General features: G+C 48.9%; 12 protein-coding genes. 4 read left to right on the forward strand and 8 right to left on the reverse strand.

Going from position 1 to position 17,849, the window contains the following annotated elements:
* Positions 1-295: 295 nt before the first annotated feature.
* Positions 296-2,146 (reverse strand): glycoside hydrolase family protein, encoded by a 1,851-nt coding sequence (locus EKM87_RS02325; RefSeq protein ID WP_164506416.1) that lies wholly within the window; start codon positions 2,144-2,146, stop codon positions 296-298.
* A gap of 150 nt (positions 2,147-2,296) precedes the next feature.
* On the reverse strand, positions 2,297-2,680 hold the full coding sequence (locus EKM87_RS02330) for a MarR family winged helix-turn-helix transcriptional regulator (RefSeq protein WP_125681444.1): 384 nt from the start codon (positions 2,678-2,680) through the stop codon (positions 2,297-2,299).
* A 248-nt stretch (positions 2,681-2,928) separates the two neighbouring features.
* On the opposite strand from EKM87_RS02330, the gene EKM87_RS02335 reads away from it, so the two are divergent.
* Positions 2,929-3,747, forward strand: a complete 819-nt coding sequence (locus tag EKM87_RS02335) for a Cof-type HAD-IIB family hydrolase (RefSeq protein ID WP_125681446.1) — start codon at positions 2,929-2,931, stop codon at positions 3,745-3,747.
* A 15-nt stretch (positions 3,748-3,762) separates the two neighbouring features.
* Here the strand turns inward: EKM87_RS02335 and EKM87_RS02340 are convergent, their stop codons facing one another.
* Positions 3,763-4,593, reverse strand: a complete 831-nt coding sequence (locus EKM87_RS02340; protein ID WP_125681448.1) for an alpha/beta fold hydrolase — start codon at positions 4,591-4,593, stop codon at positions 3,763-3,765.
* Positions 4,594-4,877: 284 nt separating this feature from the next.
* Between EKM87_RS02340 and EKM87_RS02345 the strand changes: the two genes are divergently transcribed.
* From EKM87_RS02345 to EKM87_RS02355, 3 genes are all read left to right on the forward strand, one after another.
* Positions 4,878-5,912, forward strand: coding sequence for an aldose epimerase family protein (locus tag EKM87_RS02345; RefSeq protein WP_125681450.1), 1,035 nt, complete (start codon positions 4,878-4,880; stop codon positions 5,910-5,912).
* A gap of 605 nt (positions 5,913-6,517) precedes the next feature.
* Positions 6,518-6,787 (forward strand): 30S ribosomal protein S14, encoded by a 270-nt coding sequence (rpsN, locus tag EKM87_RS02350; RefSeq protein WP_125681452.1) that lies wholly within the window; start codon positions 6,518-6,520, stop codon positions 6,785-6,787.
* A gap of 126 nt (positions 6,788-6,913) precedes the next feature.
* The gene (locus EKM87_RS02355) at positions 6,914-7,351 is read left to right on the forward strand and encodes a hypothetical protein (RefSeq protein ID WP_125681454.1); all 438 of its coding nucleotides are present in this window, start codon (positions 6,914-6,916) and stop codon (positions 7,349-7,351) included.
* A 603-nt stretch (positions 7,352-7,954) separates the two neighbouring features.
* On the opposite strand, the gene EKM87_RS02360 is transcribed toward EKM87_RS02355, so the two are convergent.
* From EKM87_RS02360 to EKM87_RS02380, 5 genes are all read right to left on the reverse strand, one after another.
* Positions 7,955-10,210, reverse strand: coding sequence for a glycoside hydrolase family 65 protein (locus EKM87_RS02360; protein ID WP_125681456.1), 2,256 nt, complete (start codon positions 10,208-10,210; stop codon positions 7,955-7,957).
* A 492-nt stretch (positions 10,211-10,702) separates the two neighbouring features.
* Positions 10,703-12,079, reverse strand: a complete 1,377-nt coding sequence (locus tag EKM87_RS02365; protein ID WP_125681458.1) for an SLC45 family MFS transporter — start codon at positions 12,077-12,079, stop codon at positions 10,703-10,705.
* 194 nt (positions 12,080-12,273) lie between these two features.
* Positions 12,274-13,239, reverse strand: coding sequence for a LacI family DNA-binding transcriptional regulator (locus EKM87_RS02370; protein ID WP_125681460.1), 966 nt, complete (start codon positions 13,237-13,239; stop codon positions 12,274-12,276).
* Between the two features lie 229 nt (positions 13,240-13,468).
* Positions 13,469-13,918 (reverse strand): hypothetical protein, encoded by a 450-nt coding sequence (locus EKM87_RS02375; RefSeq protein WP_125681462.1) that lies wholly within the window; start codon positions 13,916-13,918, stop codon positions 13,469-13,471.
* A 44-nt stretch (positions 13,919-13,962) separates the two neighbouring features.
* Positions 13,963-17,451, reverse strand: a complete 3,489-nt coding sequence (locus tag EKM87_RS02380; RefSeq protein WP_125681465.1) for an SEC10/PgrA surface exclusion domain-containing protein — start codon at positions 17,449-17,451, stop codon at positions 13,963-13,965.
* Between the last annotated feature and the right edge of the window lie 398 nt (positions 17,452-17,849).

A 17,849-nucleotide genomic window follows, 5' to 3' on the forward strand; every position in this document is an offset into this window, starting at 1 on the left:
TATATCGTTATTCTACCAGTTTACTGGAAGCTTGACAGCTGTGGATTTGGGCAAATTGGTTTGATTGAGTATATTTGATAGGCTGGACTAGTTGGTGACCGGGAGATAGATTGTTTTAAAAACAAAAAGAGCCGAGGGAAATTAATCCTTCGGCTCTACGTATTTACTTTGGCTGAAACGTGTGCCTGACGGGCAGACAGCTCCGCTTAACCCCGCTAAGCCAAGAATCCAAGTGCGGGATTCTCGGCCTAGCGACGTTAATGCTCACTGTCTAATCGCCCTTCGGTACACTCTCCTATGAATCTAAATCAAACGCCAACGCCCGTGTCCACAAGCCATCGCTCATTTGGTAGTAAGTCGTGACCTTACCGCTTGAGTCCGTTCGCTTGGCCCGATGCGTAATCGTAACGCGCCGTTCTGCTAAATCAGCCGTGGTGCCTTTTTGCTTAGCTAACAGCGGATCATTGAATGGCCGTGTGTAGACTGGGTAAATCTTCATCAGCGTTAAATCACGGTCGTATTCTTCAACGTTAAAGGTATCGAATTGCAAGGCGCCTGAACGAATCCAGTAGGTCGTCTTGTCGTTCTTGCCAAACCGAATCCGGTACCACTTACCAGTGTCCGCCGTGGCACGCATGTCAACGTAGACGCGCTTGCTCTTGAGCTTCTTCCAGTCAAACTTCATGATATTCCAATTCTTGTGACCACGAATGTGATTGTACACGGCGTAAGTTTTGTAGTTTTTCTTCAACTGCGCGTGCTGCGTAGCCAATCCACCCACGTACTTTTCGCTCTTGTTGGTCTGCTTGCGCTTCTTCAGCTTTTGTGAGGAAGTACTGCTAGAACTGTTGGAGCTAGAAGTTGGTTTGTGCACCGTCGTGTTCGTAATCGTCTGTTGCGCCGTCACATTGGTGATAACCGCTTTTTGCTTCTTCACCGTGTTGTTGGCGATATCGATATCCGACCCGGTCAGATCAAAGTTACCCTTCACGAAGGCCGCCTTGGTTCCGGATTGCGTGGTGGCCTGGTTATCCGTAATCGTAACCCCCGTCATTGGGTTGCTAGCTGATTTGCTATCCAAGTAGACGTACTGCTTGGTTGGGTTAACGTTGGTGAACGTGTTATCGGAAATGTTCAGGTTGGTCATATTGTATTCGGGTTCGGAGTTGTACAAGTAAATGTAGTTCCCAGACCCCAGTACGTGTTGGTTGATAAACTTGTTCCCGGTGATCCAGAGGTTAGAGACACCCTTAAAGTGAATCGTAGCAACCCCATCTGACATCAATGGTTTAGGATCGACCACTGTGTTGTTGGTGAAGAAGACATCGTGAATGATGCCGGCCTTACCATGACCATAGATAGCATGTTCACCTATTGGGTTCGGTGCGTACGAAGACACCTGGCCGGAAGACTTGGAAACGGGTAAGAACTGGTTCTTATCGACCTTCACGTCGTAGCTTGGCAAGTTATCGTACTGATCACCTTTGTTCTTGTAGGACATAGCCTTCGCGTTGGAATAATCCACTTGGATGGCTTCCTTGTAGTCCATGGAACCGTTGAACCCGGTGAACACAGAATTCTTAACCGTCACATCGTGGCTCCCATCGATATCGATGTAGTGGCCAGTTGGTGATTCGGCGTTATCAAAGACACACTTGTTAAACGTGACGTTGCTAGCGTGGTGAATACTTTGGGTGAAGACACTTTGTCCGGCAGCGGTGTTATCCCCTTGGAAGGTTGCTCCCGTCCAAGTTACATTACTGATACCACCGTCGTAACCGGCCTCCGGACTCGGATAAACAAAGTTGACCCGTTTGGCATCGGTTACCCGGAATACGGCACCCTTATCAAATTTAAAGTTGATGTTCGAGTGAAGCTTGATCGCCCCCGCACTGAAAACGTACGTCCCCTTAGGCACGTGGATCGTCACAGAACCGCTCCACTTATCGATCATGCCCTGCAAGGCGGCATTGTTGCTCGTCTTAGCATCGCCAACCATCCCCTGGTGCTTGGCGTTGATCGTTGTGGCCGCATACGCCACTGATTCATTGGCTGACCGTGGTGTTACTGATACTGGATTTAGTCCCAATAACGTTGCTCCCGCAGCAACCACGGCGAATAAGCCTAATTTTGCTCGCAAATTCAAAAAATCCCCTCCACTTCCAAATTCTTCCTTCATAATTCATTATAAACTAAGACATGCAAGCGTTGCGTTGTCTTAACCAAAATGTCATACGAATGAAAGATTCCAGACTTAAAGGGGACCAATTTTTCAATTATAAAATTAATTTAGTGGTTACATTAATTTGGCGATATCGTTGTGTAAGTTGTTGAGACGTTCAACGACTTGGCCGCGAACTTGCGTGTAAACCTTCACACCATCTGGCGTCAACTTCAGGTTATGTTGGCGACGGTCGACTTGTGAGGCGATACTTTCGATTAAACCAGCCCGCAATAACCGTGAGATCTGACCAGAGATCATCGACTTGGAAACGCCGATTTGACCAGCAAATTTCGTTGGTGTAAATTCTTCGCGTTGGTCAGTGATGGCGTGCAACAAGTTGAATTGTTCCAAGGAGATCGTGATGTCCTCCGTTTTGATGGTCGTTACTGGCCGCATGATCTTTTGGAGTTGAGAAAACCATTCCAAGGATTGGTTTAAATCGTTCGTTTGCGTCATTAATCTTTCTTCCTTTCTGCATAGCTCTAGCAGGGGTGACTCTTACTATCTTACCCGCTAATCATTTATTATAACCCTTATTTCTACTCTATATGTTACCGATTCATTAATATTTTATAGCATAGTGCTCAATAAAACTAGTAATTGCAATCATTTTGTTATATTTCTTCCCCAGCGTCCCATTGAATTCCCAACATCAAGCCATTATGATTAAGGTTAAGAAATTCTAAACACAGAGGGAGAACTGTATGACTCAAATTAAACTGATTGCAACCGACGTCGATGGGACCTTTTTAAATTCACAACGACAGTACAATCACGACCGTTTCGATGACCAACTCACCCGCTTAGCAGCGGCCGGTATTCGCTTCGTCGTGGCTAGTGGTAACCACTTAGGTCACCTGCACCGCGTCTTTGCGCCCACCCCTGCCGTTCAAACGTTCGTTGCCGAAAACGGTAGTCTGATTGTGAACCAAGGCGAAACTTTATTTGAAACCGTGATTCCTAACCCCATCGTCAATCAAGTCGTCACCGCTATTCTAGCCGACGACCATTTACGACCACAAGTACTCCGGTTATCCGGTGCTCATGGGACCTATATCAACCGACGGGACCATCCCACGGACGAAGTATCTCAAGATTACTTCTTCAATAACATCGTCCGTGTTGACGACCTCACGCAGGTTCACGACACCATCTACAAAATCAATGGTGAGTGGCCCAACGAGACAATTCAAAATCTAGCCGCCAAGCTTAACGCCCGGTTCCCTGGTCAGATTCACGCCACCGCCAGTGGTTTTGGCAGTATCGACATCGTTGCGCCCCACATGAACAAAGCCATTGGCTTGATGCAACTGGCTGAATCCTGGGGCTTACACAAGGAACAGGTCGCAGCCTTTGGGGATAATGATAACGACCGCGAAATGTTGGAACACGTTGGGCTCGGCGTTGCCATGCAAAACGGCACAAAATCCGTCCGTGACGTGGCCGACTTGATCACCCCGACTGACAACGATCACGATGGCGTATTGAACGTCATTGACGCCATTTTAGCCGGTGAAGTTTAAAACTAACTAAACGGTTCAGTGAGTTGTCAACTCACCCGGTGACCAGAGCAGTCGCGCAATCAACCGCCACATAACGGGGCTGGCGTGCAGTTGACTATGACTAACGCCGGGAACGTGGTGTTCTCGATAGGTGACCGGACTGCCGACAACAACTTGCCGGAGGGCCTGCACTTGCGTCACAGGAACTGAACCGTCCGTCTGCCGCCCTAAGAGCGTTCCGTAGACGTTGTAAATGGTCAATGGACCCATGGCCTGCAAATTAGCACGCTGGGCTCTTAGCCGCTCAAATGCCTCATCAACGGGTCGGGTCGGCTGACTTTCATCGACCGGCGTGCCCAATAGAATCAACCGGTTAGCCTGGGGAAGGTCGGCTGCCGGCCCATGTAGGACCAGACTGCTGACCGCCGCGCTACCGCCCCACGAATGGGCAACCACGTTATAGCTGGTAATGCCATAACGTTGCTTGAGCTGACGCAGAATCGCCGTTATCCAGCGAATCTGCTGTTGGTAGTCCGTCGTAAAACTATGCGTAAACAGGACTTGAATCAGGGGATTGGTGGCCTGACCCGTCCACGTACCAGTAAAATGAAGCACACCGGTTCGTGAGACAGTCACAGTCAACACCTTGTGACCATAGCCACGACGGGCCAGCCATCGCAATAGGCCGTTATACGTCCACGCGTTGCCACCCCATCCTGGTATAAATAGGGTAGGGACGGCGGCGTATTCGGTATCCGACCGACGTTTAGTCAGAGGAACTGCTGGCGTGACGACCTGGGTCGCCCACCGGTAGCCCAACCAACTGCCACCAAGGAGAACCGCTAACCATCGCCATTTACTTGCCATGTCACGACCCCCTTAAACTAACCTATTATGCCAGTTTCATCGATTGCGTACAAGTGAAATTTTGTTCACTAAACATTTATACCAGTTACGGGCGCACTTTACAAATTTATCCGTACAATCGTAAATGGTGCAAAATTAAATTGTTCTGGGATAAGCTGTTGGCCGTTAAAGACTTCACCAATTAAACGTTTATGCCCAAACTTCATTTGACAATTGTCCGGATAAAAAATATTATAGGGATAAATGAAAACGCTTTACCACTCTTAGAAACGAGGAATTTACCTATGAAAACTGCTGCGAACCATTGGGATACATACCAGGCGCAAGCCGTTACGGAATACGCTATTGAAAATAAAAACGGGGTTAAACTCTCCATCTTAAGCTGGGGAGCCACACTCCACAAGCTGACCGTTCCAAGTGCCAACGGGGACAAGAATTTGGTGCTATCTTACCATAAGATGGCCGACTATCTCGACAATCCGTTCTACGTTTGCATGGGAATTGGCCGAACCGGTGGCCGAATTGGCGGCAGTTCATTTGAACTCGGCGGCAAGACCGTCAATGTCGATACCAATGAAGGCGATGACACCAACCTCCACGGTGGTCCCAACGGCTTTAATACGGTCAACTGGGATGGTGAGATCGACGACAGTGACCCAGCTGAGGCTAAGATTATTTTGTCCCACACGTTTAAATCCAGCGAAGATTCCTTCCCTGGTGATATGCAGGCCAAGATGATCTACTCCCTGGATGACCACGACCACGTTAATTTGAAATTCGAAGCTAGTTCAACTGAACTGACCCTTTTCAACCCAACGTTGCACGTCTACTTTAACCTGAGTGATGACCAACTGATCTCTGGTCAAACGTTACAGATCAACGCGCAGGAGCACTTGGAAGTCACTGACAAGAAGATTCCAACTGGCAACATGATTGCCAACGCCGGCACGCCTTACGACTTCGCCAATGGACAAAACCTGGGACAAGCTATTCGGGGCCTGCAAGGCATTCCGGAAAAAGGCTTCGATGACCTCTTCCACGTGAAACCCGCTGCTGACGGGACGATTGCCAAGTTGAGCGACCCACAATCTAACCGGGCCGTCACCATCAAGTCCAAGCGTAACGGGCTGGTCGTCTTCACTGCCAACTCCTTCACGTCCGATATGAAATTAACGACTGGCCCCGGCCAACCATACATGGGCGTCGCGTTGGAAGCCCAAACACTGTCCGACACGCCACATCATCCTAACTTTGGGGACGTCAGCTTACCAGCTGGTGAAACGCAGAGTTACGAAATTTCTTACGACGTTACCTATTAATGTTACTAGAAACGATCCGTCACTACTAGTGATGGGTCGTTTTTTTGACGAAAATGTAATGTTTAACCAGGTACAAAGTTCACAGAATTCTAAAGTCAGTGTGCTATTGGCCGCCTGCGGCCGCCAGGGACCACGCTGTGGGGCAACCCCTGAAGCCTCGAAAAACACGAGTCTTCAGGGCGCCTAGAAACCTCGCGGCAGACCACCCCGAGTTTCCTAGGTCGGCCCATGTTCTAGGTGGCATAGCCCCTGCCACCAAGAACATCGACACAGCGCGGTCCCTGGCCTCCTCCGGCTTACGATTGATATGAATTGAAAATTGATCAAGTTGAATATTCACTATTCGGTAATGTTTCTACCGAGTTATCTCTTCAACCGCTGTTTAGACACGTAGTCCTTCACTTCTGATACATCGTAAACTCTCGTCCAGCAGCCGTCCTTTTGGCCTGTGTAGCCTTATACTTTCCCGCTAAAGCTTGGCATTGTTAGCATCAAAATGCGCTGTCAACGACTATGAGTCACATTCGTTGACAGGCTATTTGCCCTATGATAGATTGGTAAAGCGTAATTATTATCATTTAATAGTAAAGGAGCCTCATCTATTCATGGCAAAGAAATCCAAAATTGCAAAAGCAAAACGCATTGAAGCTACTGTCGAACGCTATGCTGAACGGCGGGCCGAACTCAAGGCCGCTGGCGACTACGCAGCATTAGCTCTGCTTCCTCGGGACGCTTCCCCTACTCGGATGCACCACCGTGACCATTTAGATGGTCGGCCTCACGCTTACATGCGTAAGTTTGGGCTCTCACGGCTGAACTTCCGGCAACTTGCCCACGAAGGTAAGATTCCTGGCGTTCAAAAGGCTAGCTGGTAAGCACCCGCTTTTCTAAATTTAACTCAAAACAACCCACGTCAAACGCTGTCCGCGGCTCCGTTTGACGTGGGTTTTTCTATGCCGTACACTGAGTTCATTACGTTTAACAAAAGGAGTACACCTCACATGGCAGAAGTTTTAACGGTTATCCGAGCTTTCGACGTCTTCGGCAACGGCGCCCAGACACCTTATGGTATTGATACACCTAAAATCAACGCCCAATTCGTTGGTATCAGTCCAGCAATGGCTTTCGACGTCAACAATCAACCAAAATTAGCACGCCAAATCGAGCGCCAACTACGGCAAATCGAAGAGGAAATCCGTGACCAATTCCGTGATGACCTCACTAACCTGGGCGGCACTGATTTGGCCCAGAACTTACAGGTGACCCAACAACTGATCACCACTTTTAAGGACCGGCTGGAACAGGACCTCCTGGTTAAAAATCAACTGGAGTTGGAAAGCCTGACGACCAGTGGCGAGTGGCTGACTTACTGGCAAGACGATGCGCCCCTAGTTAAGACCAAGTCACAGCAACAACAGAACTTGCCGCAAGATTTCTAATGCTTAGTTAAATTGCCGCCTCCGGATGCCGGGAATGGGGGCCGCTGTGGGGGCCGGAGAAAGCCAAAGAGCGGTCTTTCTCCTCGACTTGAAACCGGGCCTAACCCGCCCGTTTCCAAGCTCGCCCCACAACGTAAGCTGGCTCGCCAGCTTACGTTTTCGACACTGCGGCCACCATTCCCGTCAACCTACGGCTACATTTGTGTTTAACTTAAATACAACAAGAATTCCATCAGTGCTAGTTGTTGAACCATCTCAGCTAACTTCGATTTTCAAACAAAAAGCGACCATCCAACATTTCAGCTGGATGGTCGCTTTCGTTTATCTACATTTTACATACAGTTTAGTTACAGTGTCAGTACTGAACGCACCCACCAGCGATTCGGTGAACAATGCTTAGCCGGAGGACGCCAGGGACTGCGCTGTGTCGATGTTCTTAGCGGAGTGATTCTTTCCGCTTAGAACATGGGCCGACCTGGGAAACTCGCGGATTGGGCGAGGTTTCCAGGCGCCTTGGGAGACCGCACTTTGGCTCCCGAGGGCCGCCCCACAGCGCAGTCCCTGGCGGCCGCAGGCGGCCAAGCATCGCCACAACACAAGAGCTTATTTCAGTTCAACACTTTCACCAGCGACGTCGATGGTCAGAGGATCACCGCTAATCAGCTTGAAGTGTGGCCCGTCAGCGTGAACGCTGACTTCGACCAACCGGCCATGGAAGACCTGACGGAACGTGTAACTCGTCCAAGTCTTTGGCAGGAATGGTGCGTAGTGCAGTTGACCATTGCGAACCCGCATCCCAGCGAACCCTTGAACCACAGCAATCCAACCACCGGTCATCGCCGTAATGTGCAGCCCGTCCGTGGTATCGTTGTTATAGTTATCCAAGTCCAACCGTGCCGTCCGTGAGTAAAGCTCTACGGCCTTGTCCTTGTAACCTAAATCGGAAGCCAAGACGGAGTGAATGGCTGGCGACAGACTGGATTCGTGAACCGTCAGTGGTTCGTAGAAATCAAAGTTGGCCTTCTTTTGTTCTGGCGTGTAATCGTCGATGAAGTCCCAGATTCCTTGCAGCACATCCCCTTGCTTGATGTAAGGTGAACGCAGAATCTTATCCCATGACCAGTGTTGGTTGATTGGCCGTTGGTCGGCTGGAATTGAGCTGACGGGTTCGATATCCTTGTCCAGGAAGCCGTCGTGTTGGACGAAGATGTTCAAATCCTTGTCATAAGGCAAGTACATCCGCTTAACAATATCTTGCCACTTAGCCTTTTCTTCATCAGAAATGGCCAACTTCTTAGCCGTTTCCTGGTCGACCTTGCCCAAGATTTCCAACGTATACTTCAACGTCCACTGAGCCAACATGTTCGTGTCCCAGTTGTTATCGACGTTGTTTTCATATTCGTCGGCACCGGTAACCCCGTGGATCATGTACTTCTGATTCCGCTTGCTAAAGTGAACCCGGTCAGCCCAGAAGCGAGAAATTTCGCTGAGGACCTTAGCACCTTCATGCAGCACGTAGCTGGTATCGCCGGTGTAACGCGTGTAATTGTAAATGGCAAAAGCAATGTCACCATTCCGATGAATTTCTTCAAAGGTAATTTCCCATTCGTTATGGCATTCGATCCCATCGAACGTCACCATTGGGAAGAGTGCCCCGTTCAAGCCCTGTTCCTTGGCGTTGACGTAAGCCCCGTCAAGTTGCTTATAGCGGTACATCAACAAGTTGCGCGTTACTTCGGGGTTCGTGATTCCCAAGTAAACGGGAACAGCGAAAGCTTCGGTATCCCAGTAAGTGGCACCACCGTATTTCTCGCCGGTGAACCCTTTTGGCCCAATGTTCAAGCGAGAATCCTTGCCATAGTAAGTGGAGAAGAGTTGGAACAGGTTGAAACGAATTCCTTGTTGCGACTCGTCGTCACCCTTGATGACCACGTCAGACTTTTCCCAACGGTCAGCCCAGATAGCGGTGTGGGCGCTGAGCAATTCTGCGTAGCTTTCCTTAGCAACTTTGTCACTGAGTTCATGCATGGCAGCGGTCAGCTTTTCTTGCGTGTCATAATCACGTGAGGTGACCACGATGACCCGCTTTTCCAGCGTCGTTTCAGCTTGAGGAGCCAGCTTACCGTTGAAGGCCGTGACAACTTCCTTGTCGTTAGGTTGTGCAACGTTTACGGCGTTCAAATCAGTGACCATCCGCATTTCCATACCGGAAGTGAACTGTGGTGTCCCAAATGGATTAGGCGTCGTCTTAGCAACGATGCTGCCGCTCTCAGCCTGTTGGTCGGCGTCCAGCACATCCCAGAAGCGTTCGTCATAGTTGGCTTCTTCGTTCTTGACATCGGCGTCAATACTTGGCTTGATGGTCACGTCCACGCTGTCCGCGCTCAAGTTTTTAACACTGACCCGTTGAACGGAAAGTTCTTGTTGGCTGACACTCAGGAAGCGTTCAAATTTGAAGGCTACCCGCACGTCGCCCCGTTCAACGACGAAGGACCGGTTTAAGACGGCCTGCTTCATGTCCAAGTCCAAAACGAAGTCACTGATCTTGTCCTTGGCCAAGTCGATAGCTTCACCATTAATTTCGATTGGTAACTTGATGAAATTGACAGCGTTCACAACTTTCCCAAAGTACTTAGGATAGCCGTTCTTCCACCAACCAACTCGGGTCTTGTCAGGATACCAGACACCGCCCAGATAGATTCCTTGCAGGGAGTCACCACTGTAGCCTTCTTCAAAGTCACCACGCATCCCCATGTATTCATTCCCTAAACTGGTCATGGATTCCTGGAGGCGCTTGTCTTTGGGGTCAAATGTATGGGTAATGACGTTCCATGGCTGTACCTCAAAAATTCGTTTCATGGTCAACATTTCTCCTTTATCTACATCTCGCGTCACATACACCGCCTGCGGCTGCCAGACGCCACACAGTGGGGTAACCCCGAAGCCTCAAAGGACGAGTCTTCAGGGCGACTTGAAACCTCACTAAGTTCGTGAGTTTCCAAGCTCGACCCGTGCTCTAAGCCAGCTAGGAACGCTGGCTAACAGCACCTTCACTGTGTTCTGTCTGTCATCCTCCGGCTAAGATATGCTTAACGTCGTTTGGTCTAAACAGCGTATTGACGCATCAACTTAATTTTTTTCATGATTAGTAATTAACTTTGATATAGCCAAACGTTAACACCAACTAATTAACCTTGAGCTAGTTGACGTTAACGTTGGTTTTTCTTTTAATCAAGCATAACAATGATGGTTGCCCATCACCAATGACTGGACTTGGAATTTGGAAATCGTTGATCAATCTGCCTCTCAGATCCTAATTTCCAATCATTTCTAGCCGTCATTTTCTAGCAGTTATGCGCGGTAGGTTTCCTTGATACTCATGACTGAGAAGGCACCGATTGCCATGATGACCCCACCCAACAAGAACATGTTGGCTTGGGCACCACCAAGCAGTGGGAACAGTGCGAAGCTGGCCAGAGAAGCCACGATTTGTGGCAAGCAGATGGAACCGTTGAACAGGCCCAGGTAAGTCCCCATGTGGGCACCAGACAAAGCGTTGGTAACCATGGTCAGTGGGTAAGTGTTCATCGCAGCCCAAGCAATCCCAACTAAGACGAATGAAGCAATCAAAGCGTATTGGTTGTGGATGAAGAAGACGGATAAGAATCCGATAGCGCCTAATCCCAAACTACCAGCGTAACCCAACTTGTGAATACTGTTAGGCAACTTAGCCAAAACGTATGACCAAACAACAGCGGCAATGGATTGCACAGCGGCTAACACCCCGTACCAGTTACCAGCGGCCTGATAGCCAGCAGATGCAGCGTTCGTGGTGTGCCAAACGTTGGAAGCAATGGCCCCAGCGGAGTAAGTCCATAAGTATTGGAAGGCCACCCAGCAGAAGAATTGAACTAAGGTAACGGTCCAGAAAACCTTGGGTGCGGATTTCAATAATGCAAACCAGTTCCCACCTTTTTCGTTATCTTCCTTTTGGATACCATGGTACTTGGCATAGGTATCTGGATCGTATTCGTGGACCCGGAAGATGGTGAACAAACTGGTGATGACTAACAGAATCGCCCCAACGTAGAAGGCAACCTTAACCGTTGCAGGCACAACCCCTTTGGAAGCCGTGTTGGCGATCCCAATAGCGGCAAACAAGAATGGCAGGATAGCAGCTAAAACGGCACCCGTGTTGGACAAGAAACTTTGAATCCCGTAAGCGTAACTCTTCTGGTCATCGTTGACCATGTCCCCGACCATCATCTTGAATGGTTGCATCGCAACGTTAGATGACAAGTCCAGGAAGGCCACGGTGATGGCCCCAAACAGCAAGGCTGCCAGTGATGCGTAACCAAAGCCCATACTTCCTGAGTTTGGCAGCAGACACATCACAATGACCGCGACAATCGTTCCTAACAACAGGTAAGGCAACCGCCGACCACCAAATTTAGGTGCCCAGGTTCTATCGGAATAGTAACCGACAATCGGTTGCACAATTAAGCCGGCCAATGGTGGCAAAATGAAGAACCACCCTAAACTGTTGGGGTCCGCCCCAATGGTTTGGAAAATCCGACTCATTTGAGAACTTTGTAACGTAAAGGCTGTTTGCACCCCTAAGAAACCAAAGTTGATCATCCAAATGGTACTAGCAGGCAACGTCGGCAAGCCGTTTTTCTTTTGCGCGGCGGCTGCTGACGTGTCTTCTGAAGCTGCAACGTCTGACATAACGAAAACCTCCTCAAACTAACTTTAAATAATAGCTAAATGACTTTACGAGATACATTATGTCACCGCTTTCATTTTAATGCAACCGTTTGCGCAAAACTTTTTTGGCCTTTAGTCCACCTACTTTGAAAACGCTGACAGTTAAAAAAGGCTCGCCAACTGGATTTAGCACCAGTTGTGCGAGCCCTCACAATTTATTTAATTTCATACGGAATTTTTATTTGACCAGGGGTTGGTGACTCCAATGGTTCACGGTCACTAAACAACAAGGCCACCGTGGCGGACCCCATTTTTTCTGGAAATAGATCCACCGAATGAAGATCGGCATCCGTCAGGCCATCCGGTAACGAGTGGTTAAAGCTGACAACGGGGAACCGACTGATATCGTACTGTTCACGCAGTAAGCGGTAGAACTCGATGGCGTTGTAGTCGTCGGTGGCCATGATGCCGTCGATTTCAGGGTGCTGCTTGATAAAAAGCCGCACGCGGTTCAACTCACCCAGCTTACAAGTCAATGGTTCCACGTTAAAACCAGCGGCCACGCGTTCGTAGCCTTCCCGACGTTGCTGCTCATAACCCCAATCATGTTCGGATTCCACAAAGACTGGGTGCTTGACGGCTAACTGGTCGAGCAGGTAGGTCGCCCCACCGATACCAGCCTGTAGGTTATCGTTGTCCACGAAAAAGTCCTCGGCATGATCGGCGGGATGGCCAATCGTCACGAACCGCAGCTTGTGTTGCCGTAGAAAGTTCGTGATGGGGTCATCAGCTTGCGCGTAGAACAAAATAAACCGTTTGATTTTCCCCTGCGCGACCATCGACTTCACGTTCTTCAGCAGGTCCTCTGGGGTCTTACTGATGGCAACGGATAACACGTATTGGCGCTGAACCAACTGGGCGTTAATCCCCCGCAACAGGTCAATGTAAAACGGGTTCTCGGGCAACGTGTGGTTAGCCGTCGGAAAAACAACGCCCACCGCGTTGGCTTCCCCCGCCGTTAGATTTTTAGCGTTGTAATTTGGCAAATACCCTTCGGCATCGGCCAAAGCTTGAATACGCTCCCGGGTCGCTTGACTGATCCGGGGATTATTATTTAATGCACGTGAGGCTGTCGATACCGACACACCAGCCTTGGCGGCAATATCACGGATAGTTAACATCTCTAAAGGCTCCTTATACGCAGACACTTCTCATAAATCAAATCTTACCATACATGTTCGGGTATTGAAACTTTTTCCAGTGCCTTAACGACAGGCTTTTGTCACCCGTTTCAAGTACCTACGTTCGGAACGCAAAAAGGGCCTGAGACTTTTATCCCAAACCCCTTCGTGCAACTTCTCATACTTGGTTGTGACCGATGGCTAACCAGTTGCCACCGCCAGTTAGATCCTACTTGTACCGGTAATAATAGGCACCTGATGTTTTAACCAAAGCACCCGGATAAGTGGCATGGAGCGCCGTTTTACCGTGATGCTTGACTCGGGTCCAAACTCCCCAGTCTTTGGGATACAGGTCATCCTTTGGCGAAACGCGGTAACCCTTACCGACTTTTTGAAGCTGTAAAGGCCTTTGCGTCGACGTCGTCTTATTTGACTTACCCGACATGGTAAACCAATGAATTTTAAAACCAGCAGTTGTGTTCTTGGATTCCCATTTTGTGAAAATTTGCATTTCATAATGATGGAACCCCTTGTCATAAAGTCGCCAGTGACCGCGCAGTGACTTGGGAATCTCCGTACGTTGCGTAGCGGCCTGAGCGGTGACGGGTGCCGCAGTAATCAGCGAGAAAACGCCGATCACCGTGAGACCCAACGCTAAAGTTAACCAAAGCTTTTTCATCTAAACTGTTTCCTACTTTCCGTTAATGATGGGATTATCCGTGACTAGTCCTGATTCCGGCGACGACGCATGAGCGCGAAGAATCCGGCAAAGGCCGCAGCAATCAGCACAACCACACCGGCAATCGTGGTGACTTGCTTACTGTTATCCTGCTTGCTAGATGATTGGTCAGCCTTTGGTGAAGCCGTCTGCTTGCTGGTACTCGTTGTCGTGTTCGATGAGGTCTTCGCCTTCTTTTCAGGCTTAGCCTTAGTCGTGTCCGCCTTCTTAGCAGTCTGCTTATCAGTTGCCGACTTCTTGTCGGTTGCTGACTTCTTAGTAGCGGTCGTGTCCGGCTTAGTTGCCGCGTGGGCCACCGTTTCACCAGTCAATTGGTCTGCTGCGCGGGTAACGGCTGGAATAATCACGTTCAGAGCGTGACCACCAGCGTTCCCAGCAAATGCTAAGACGGAGGTTCCGCCGTTAGCAGCAGAATGAGACGTCGTCAACGTAGCTTTCTTGCCAGTCTGGCCACTAAGACCGTATTGCGCTAACTGCCGTGAACTAGTCGTACCGGCCTTCTTAGCACTGGTCTTGGCTGTCGTCTTAGTTGCCGTCTTCTTAGTAGACTTCTTCGTGGCCTTGACCGTCTTCTTAGGCGTTGTCTTAGGTGTCGTCGTTGTCGTTGCTGGAGTCGTTGCTGGGGTCGTCGTTGGCGTAGTTGTGCCGGTCGTTTGGCCAGGGTTAGCTGGTTGAACTGGCGTGGTTGGTGTCGTCGTCCCGGTTTGACCACCGTTATTCTGACCAGCGGCAATCAGTTTGTCTAAGACAGACTGACGGACGGCTACGAGGTTATCCTCAGCGGTCTTTTGATCTGTTTGAGCTTTTGCAAGTGCAGCTTCAGCATCTGGCAACTTAGCCTGAGTGTCAGTCAAAGTCTTTTGAGCTGCGGCCAGAGTTGTCCCAGCATCGGTAACAGCTTGGTTAGCATCTTTAAGCGCAGCAGCGGCAGTTTCTGCCTTAACTTGCGCATCCTCAACTGCCTGGTTAGCAGCGTCCAAACTAGGTTGATCCTTAGCTAATTGTGCGTTCGCATCAGCTAACGCCTGTGCCAGTGGTTTTTGCGCCGTATTAGCTGCATCCAGTTTAGCCTGGGCAGGAGCAACGGCAGCATCAGCGTCGTCTGCGGCTTTCTGGGCATCAGCAACGATTGATGCTGCTGAATTGTAATCACTTAAGGTTGAGTTGAGGCCATCCAGAACAGCTTGATCATTTGTGACTGTCTTGTTTTGATCAACTAAATCACTTTGCAGTTTGGTTAAGGCTGTCTTCTCAGCTGCTTCAGTGTTTTGGGCAGTAGTCAATGCCTCCGCTGACAACTTGGCATTATCTTGTGCCGTTGACAAATTGGTGTTAGCAGTCGTTAAATTGTCTTGCATTGACTGTGCGTTATCCTTGGCATTTTGGATACTCTTAGTTACTTGGTCTACCATGCCTTGTGCATCGGATACTGCTGTAGTGGCATCCGTCACGGATTTATTAGCAGCTGTTACTGCGTCCTGCTTAGTGGCAATATCAGCCTTAGCTTGCGTAGCAGCCTTTTCGGCGTCTGCGGCATCTGCGGTGGCAGCGGTTAAGGCGTCTTGAGCGTCGGTAACAGCAGTGTTATAGTCCTCCAAACTAGCTTTTTGATTGGCTAAAACGGTCTGTAAATCTTGTGTATCAACCGGTGTCAGTGGATTAGCAATTATGGTGCTGGCTGACGTATCAAATTTGGTGTGATCAGGAATGTAAACATTACTTTCGGTTTCAGGAACCATCTCCATGTGAATTTGGCCAAGGCTATCGATTGCAAAACCAAAGTATTCAGTCGTGAAATTATTATAAGAATCAAATCCAACCAATGCCTTTGTATGACCAAAATTAGCATCTTTATCCTTGAACATCATGTCCTTGATGGTCTGGAAAATTCCGGCCTTCACACCATCTAACGTTGTAGCTGTTGTTAAGTACCCTGTGCTGGCGCTTTCGTAGTAATTATCATCTGCATTCATACCATATGTCGCAGCGGCAGCCTGAATCGCTGGTACATCGTGTCCACCTTTAGTCCCGAGGTCCCAGTTATCCTTATCATAACCAGCCGCAACGTCTTTAGCAAAACTCATCATGGTTGTAGAAATGGTGACTAATGGCTGACCTAACTGAGTCCGAATTTCGTTGATGATTGTTCCTGCGTACTTAGTTAACTCTTCAAGTTGTGCAGCTGTTAAATTAGCCGCGCCCGTGTAAGTAATTTTCTTATCAGCATCGTTACCCGTATAGACATTACTTCCAATTTCAGTACCTGGTTTTGCTGCCTCATCTAAAGCAGCTGCCGCTGAATTAATTGCCTCACTAGTTGCTCCCGAGGCATTCGCAATTGCTGAATACTGTTTGATAGAATCCATCGTCAATGTTCCTGGCAATGTGATATCACCACCAAAGGCAGCATACAAAGCTCCTTGGGTTTTATCAACAGTGCTCTGTGCCAAAGCCTGATTTGTCACTGCAGTATCTGCAGCAGTCTTAGCAGTTTCAATAGCATCTTCTTTAGTCTGGGCCGCACTCAATACATCAGCTGCTGCACTAGACGCATCCGAAAGAGCAGTACTTGCTGCAGCAGATGTAACATTAGCAGCAGCAAGCGATGCATTTGCAGTAGCTAAACTTTTGTTGTAGCCAGACAATGCTGATTGCTTATCTGTCACTGCCTGGGCAGCAGCATCTGCCATACTTGCTGCATCAGTTTGTGCTTTTTGAGCTGTCAATACTGCAGCAGCTGAGTTAGCAGCGGCGGTACTAGCAGCCGCGGTACTAGCAGTTGCCGTGTTAACCTTAGCCTGCTGGGCTGGGATGTCAACGTCAGACGTATTCTTAGCGGTTGCAGTATCAGTTGCCAATTTAGTTTCTTGATCAGAAATCTGTGTCTTTAGGTCTGCGATACTCCCGGCAGTTGCATTCCCAGCCGTCGCCTTAGCATCGGCTAAAGATTGTTGTGCATCGGCTGCAGCATTCGTTGCATCAGTAACCCCTTGTTGCGCAGCGTCAACAACTTTTTGGCCTGCCTGGCTGTTTTGGGTTGCAGTTTCAACGGCAGCTTGGTCGTCATTAACTTTATTCTGTGGGTCAGTAACGCCCGCCTTCGCTGTATCAACGGCCCCATTCGCTGTTTCCTGATCCTTAGTTGCTTGATCAACCTTAGAATTTGCAGCAATAACGGCTTGGTTGGCCTTATCGACAGCATCCTTATCAGTCGTAATTTGACTGTTGGTATCGTCAACCGTCTTTTGCGCGCCGGCAGTTGTGTTCTGGGCTGCCGTAACGTCAGTCTTAGCATCCTTGACCTCTTGAGAAGCCTCTACTTGTTGATTCAGTTCATCTGAAACTGCCTGTGATTGCGTAGCACCACTACTAGCGGGTGCTGTTGAATCCGCATGAGCAACTAATCCACTGCTTAAAGCGGTTCCTGCTAAAATGGCAGCTGTCCCAGCAGCGATTTGAATGGTTTTTTTCATCTAAATTATCCCCTTAGGTTATAGAAATATTTATTCCTCAATGATTGATGATTTGTCTGTCGAACAGACCGAAAAGTCCCAGCCGGTTCATAGCCGTATTGGCGGTTGCACAAATTGCCCAGAGTGCTGGGCAGCGTCTATCTGATTCTTCTCTTTATGTACATACACCCGAAAAAACTTAGCAACGTGTCAAAATAAGAAAGCGTTTCATTTATTGGCAAATTTGTGACCGGATATTCATCAAAAATCCGGCGCCACCAGCCTTCCAGGCCGATAAACTGCCTAGAAAGCATACCGCTCTAAACCACCACCTAAATTTTTAAAATGAAAATATTTTTGTTATGCACCTGTTTGTGGCATAACTAGTTATTGCCACCCTAGTTTACACCTTTAGCCCG

Source organism: Levilactobacillus yonginensis (assembly GCF_003946265.1).
Classification (GTDB): Bacteria; Bacillota; Bacilli; order Lactobacillales; family Lactobacillaceae; genus Levilactobacillus; species Levilactobacillus yonginensis.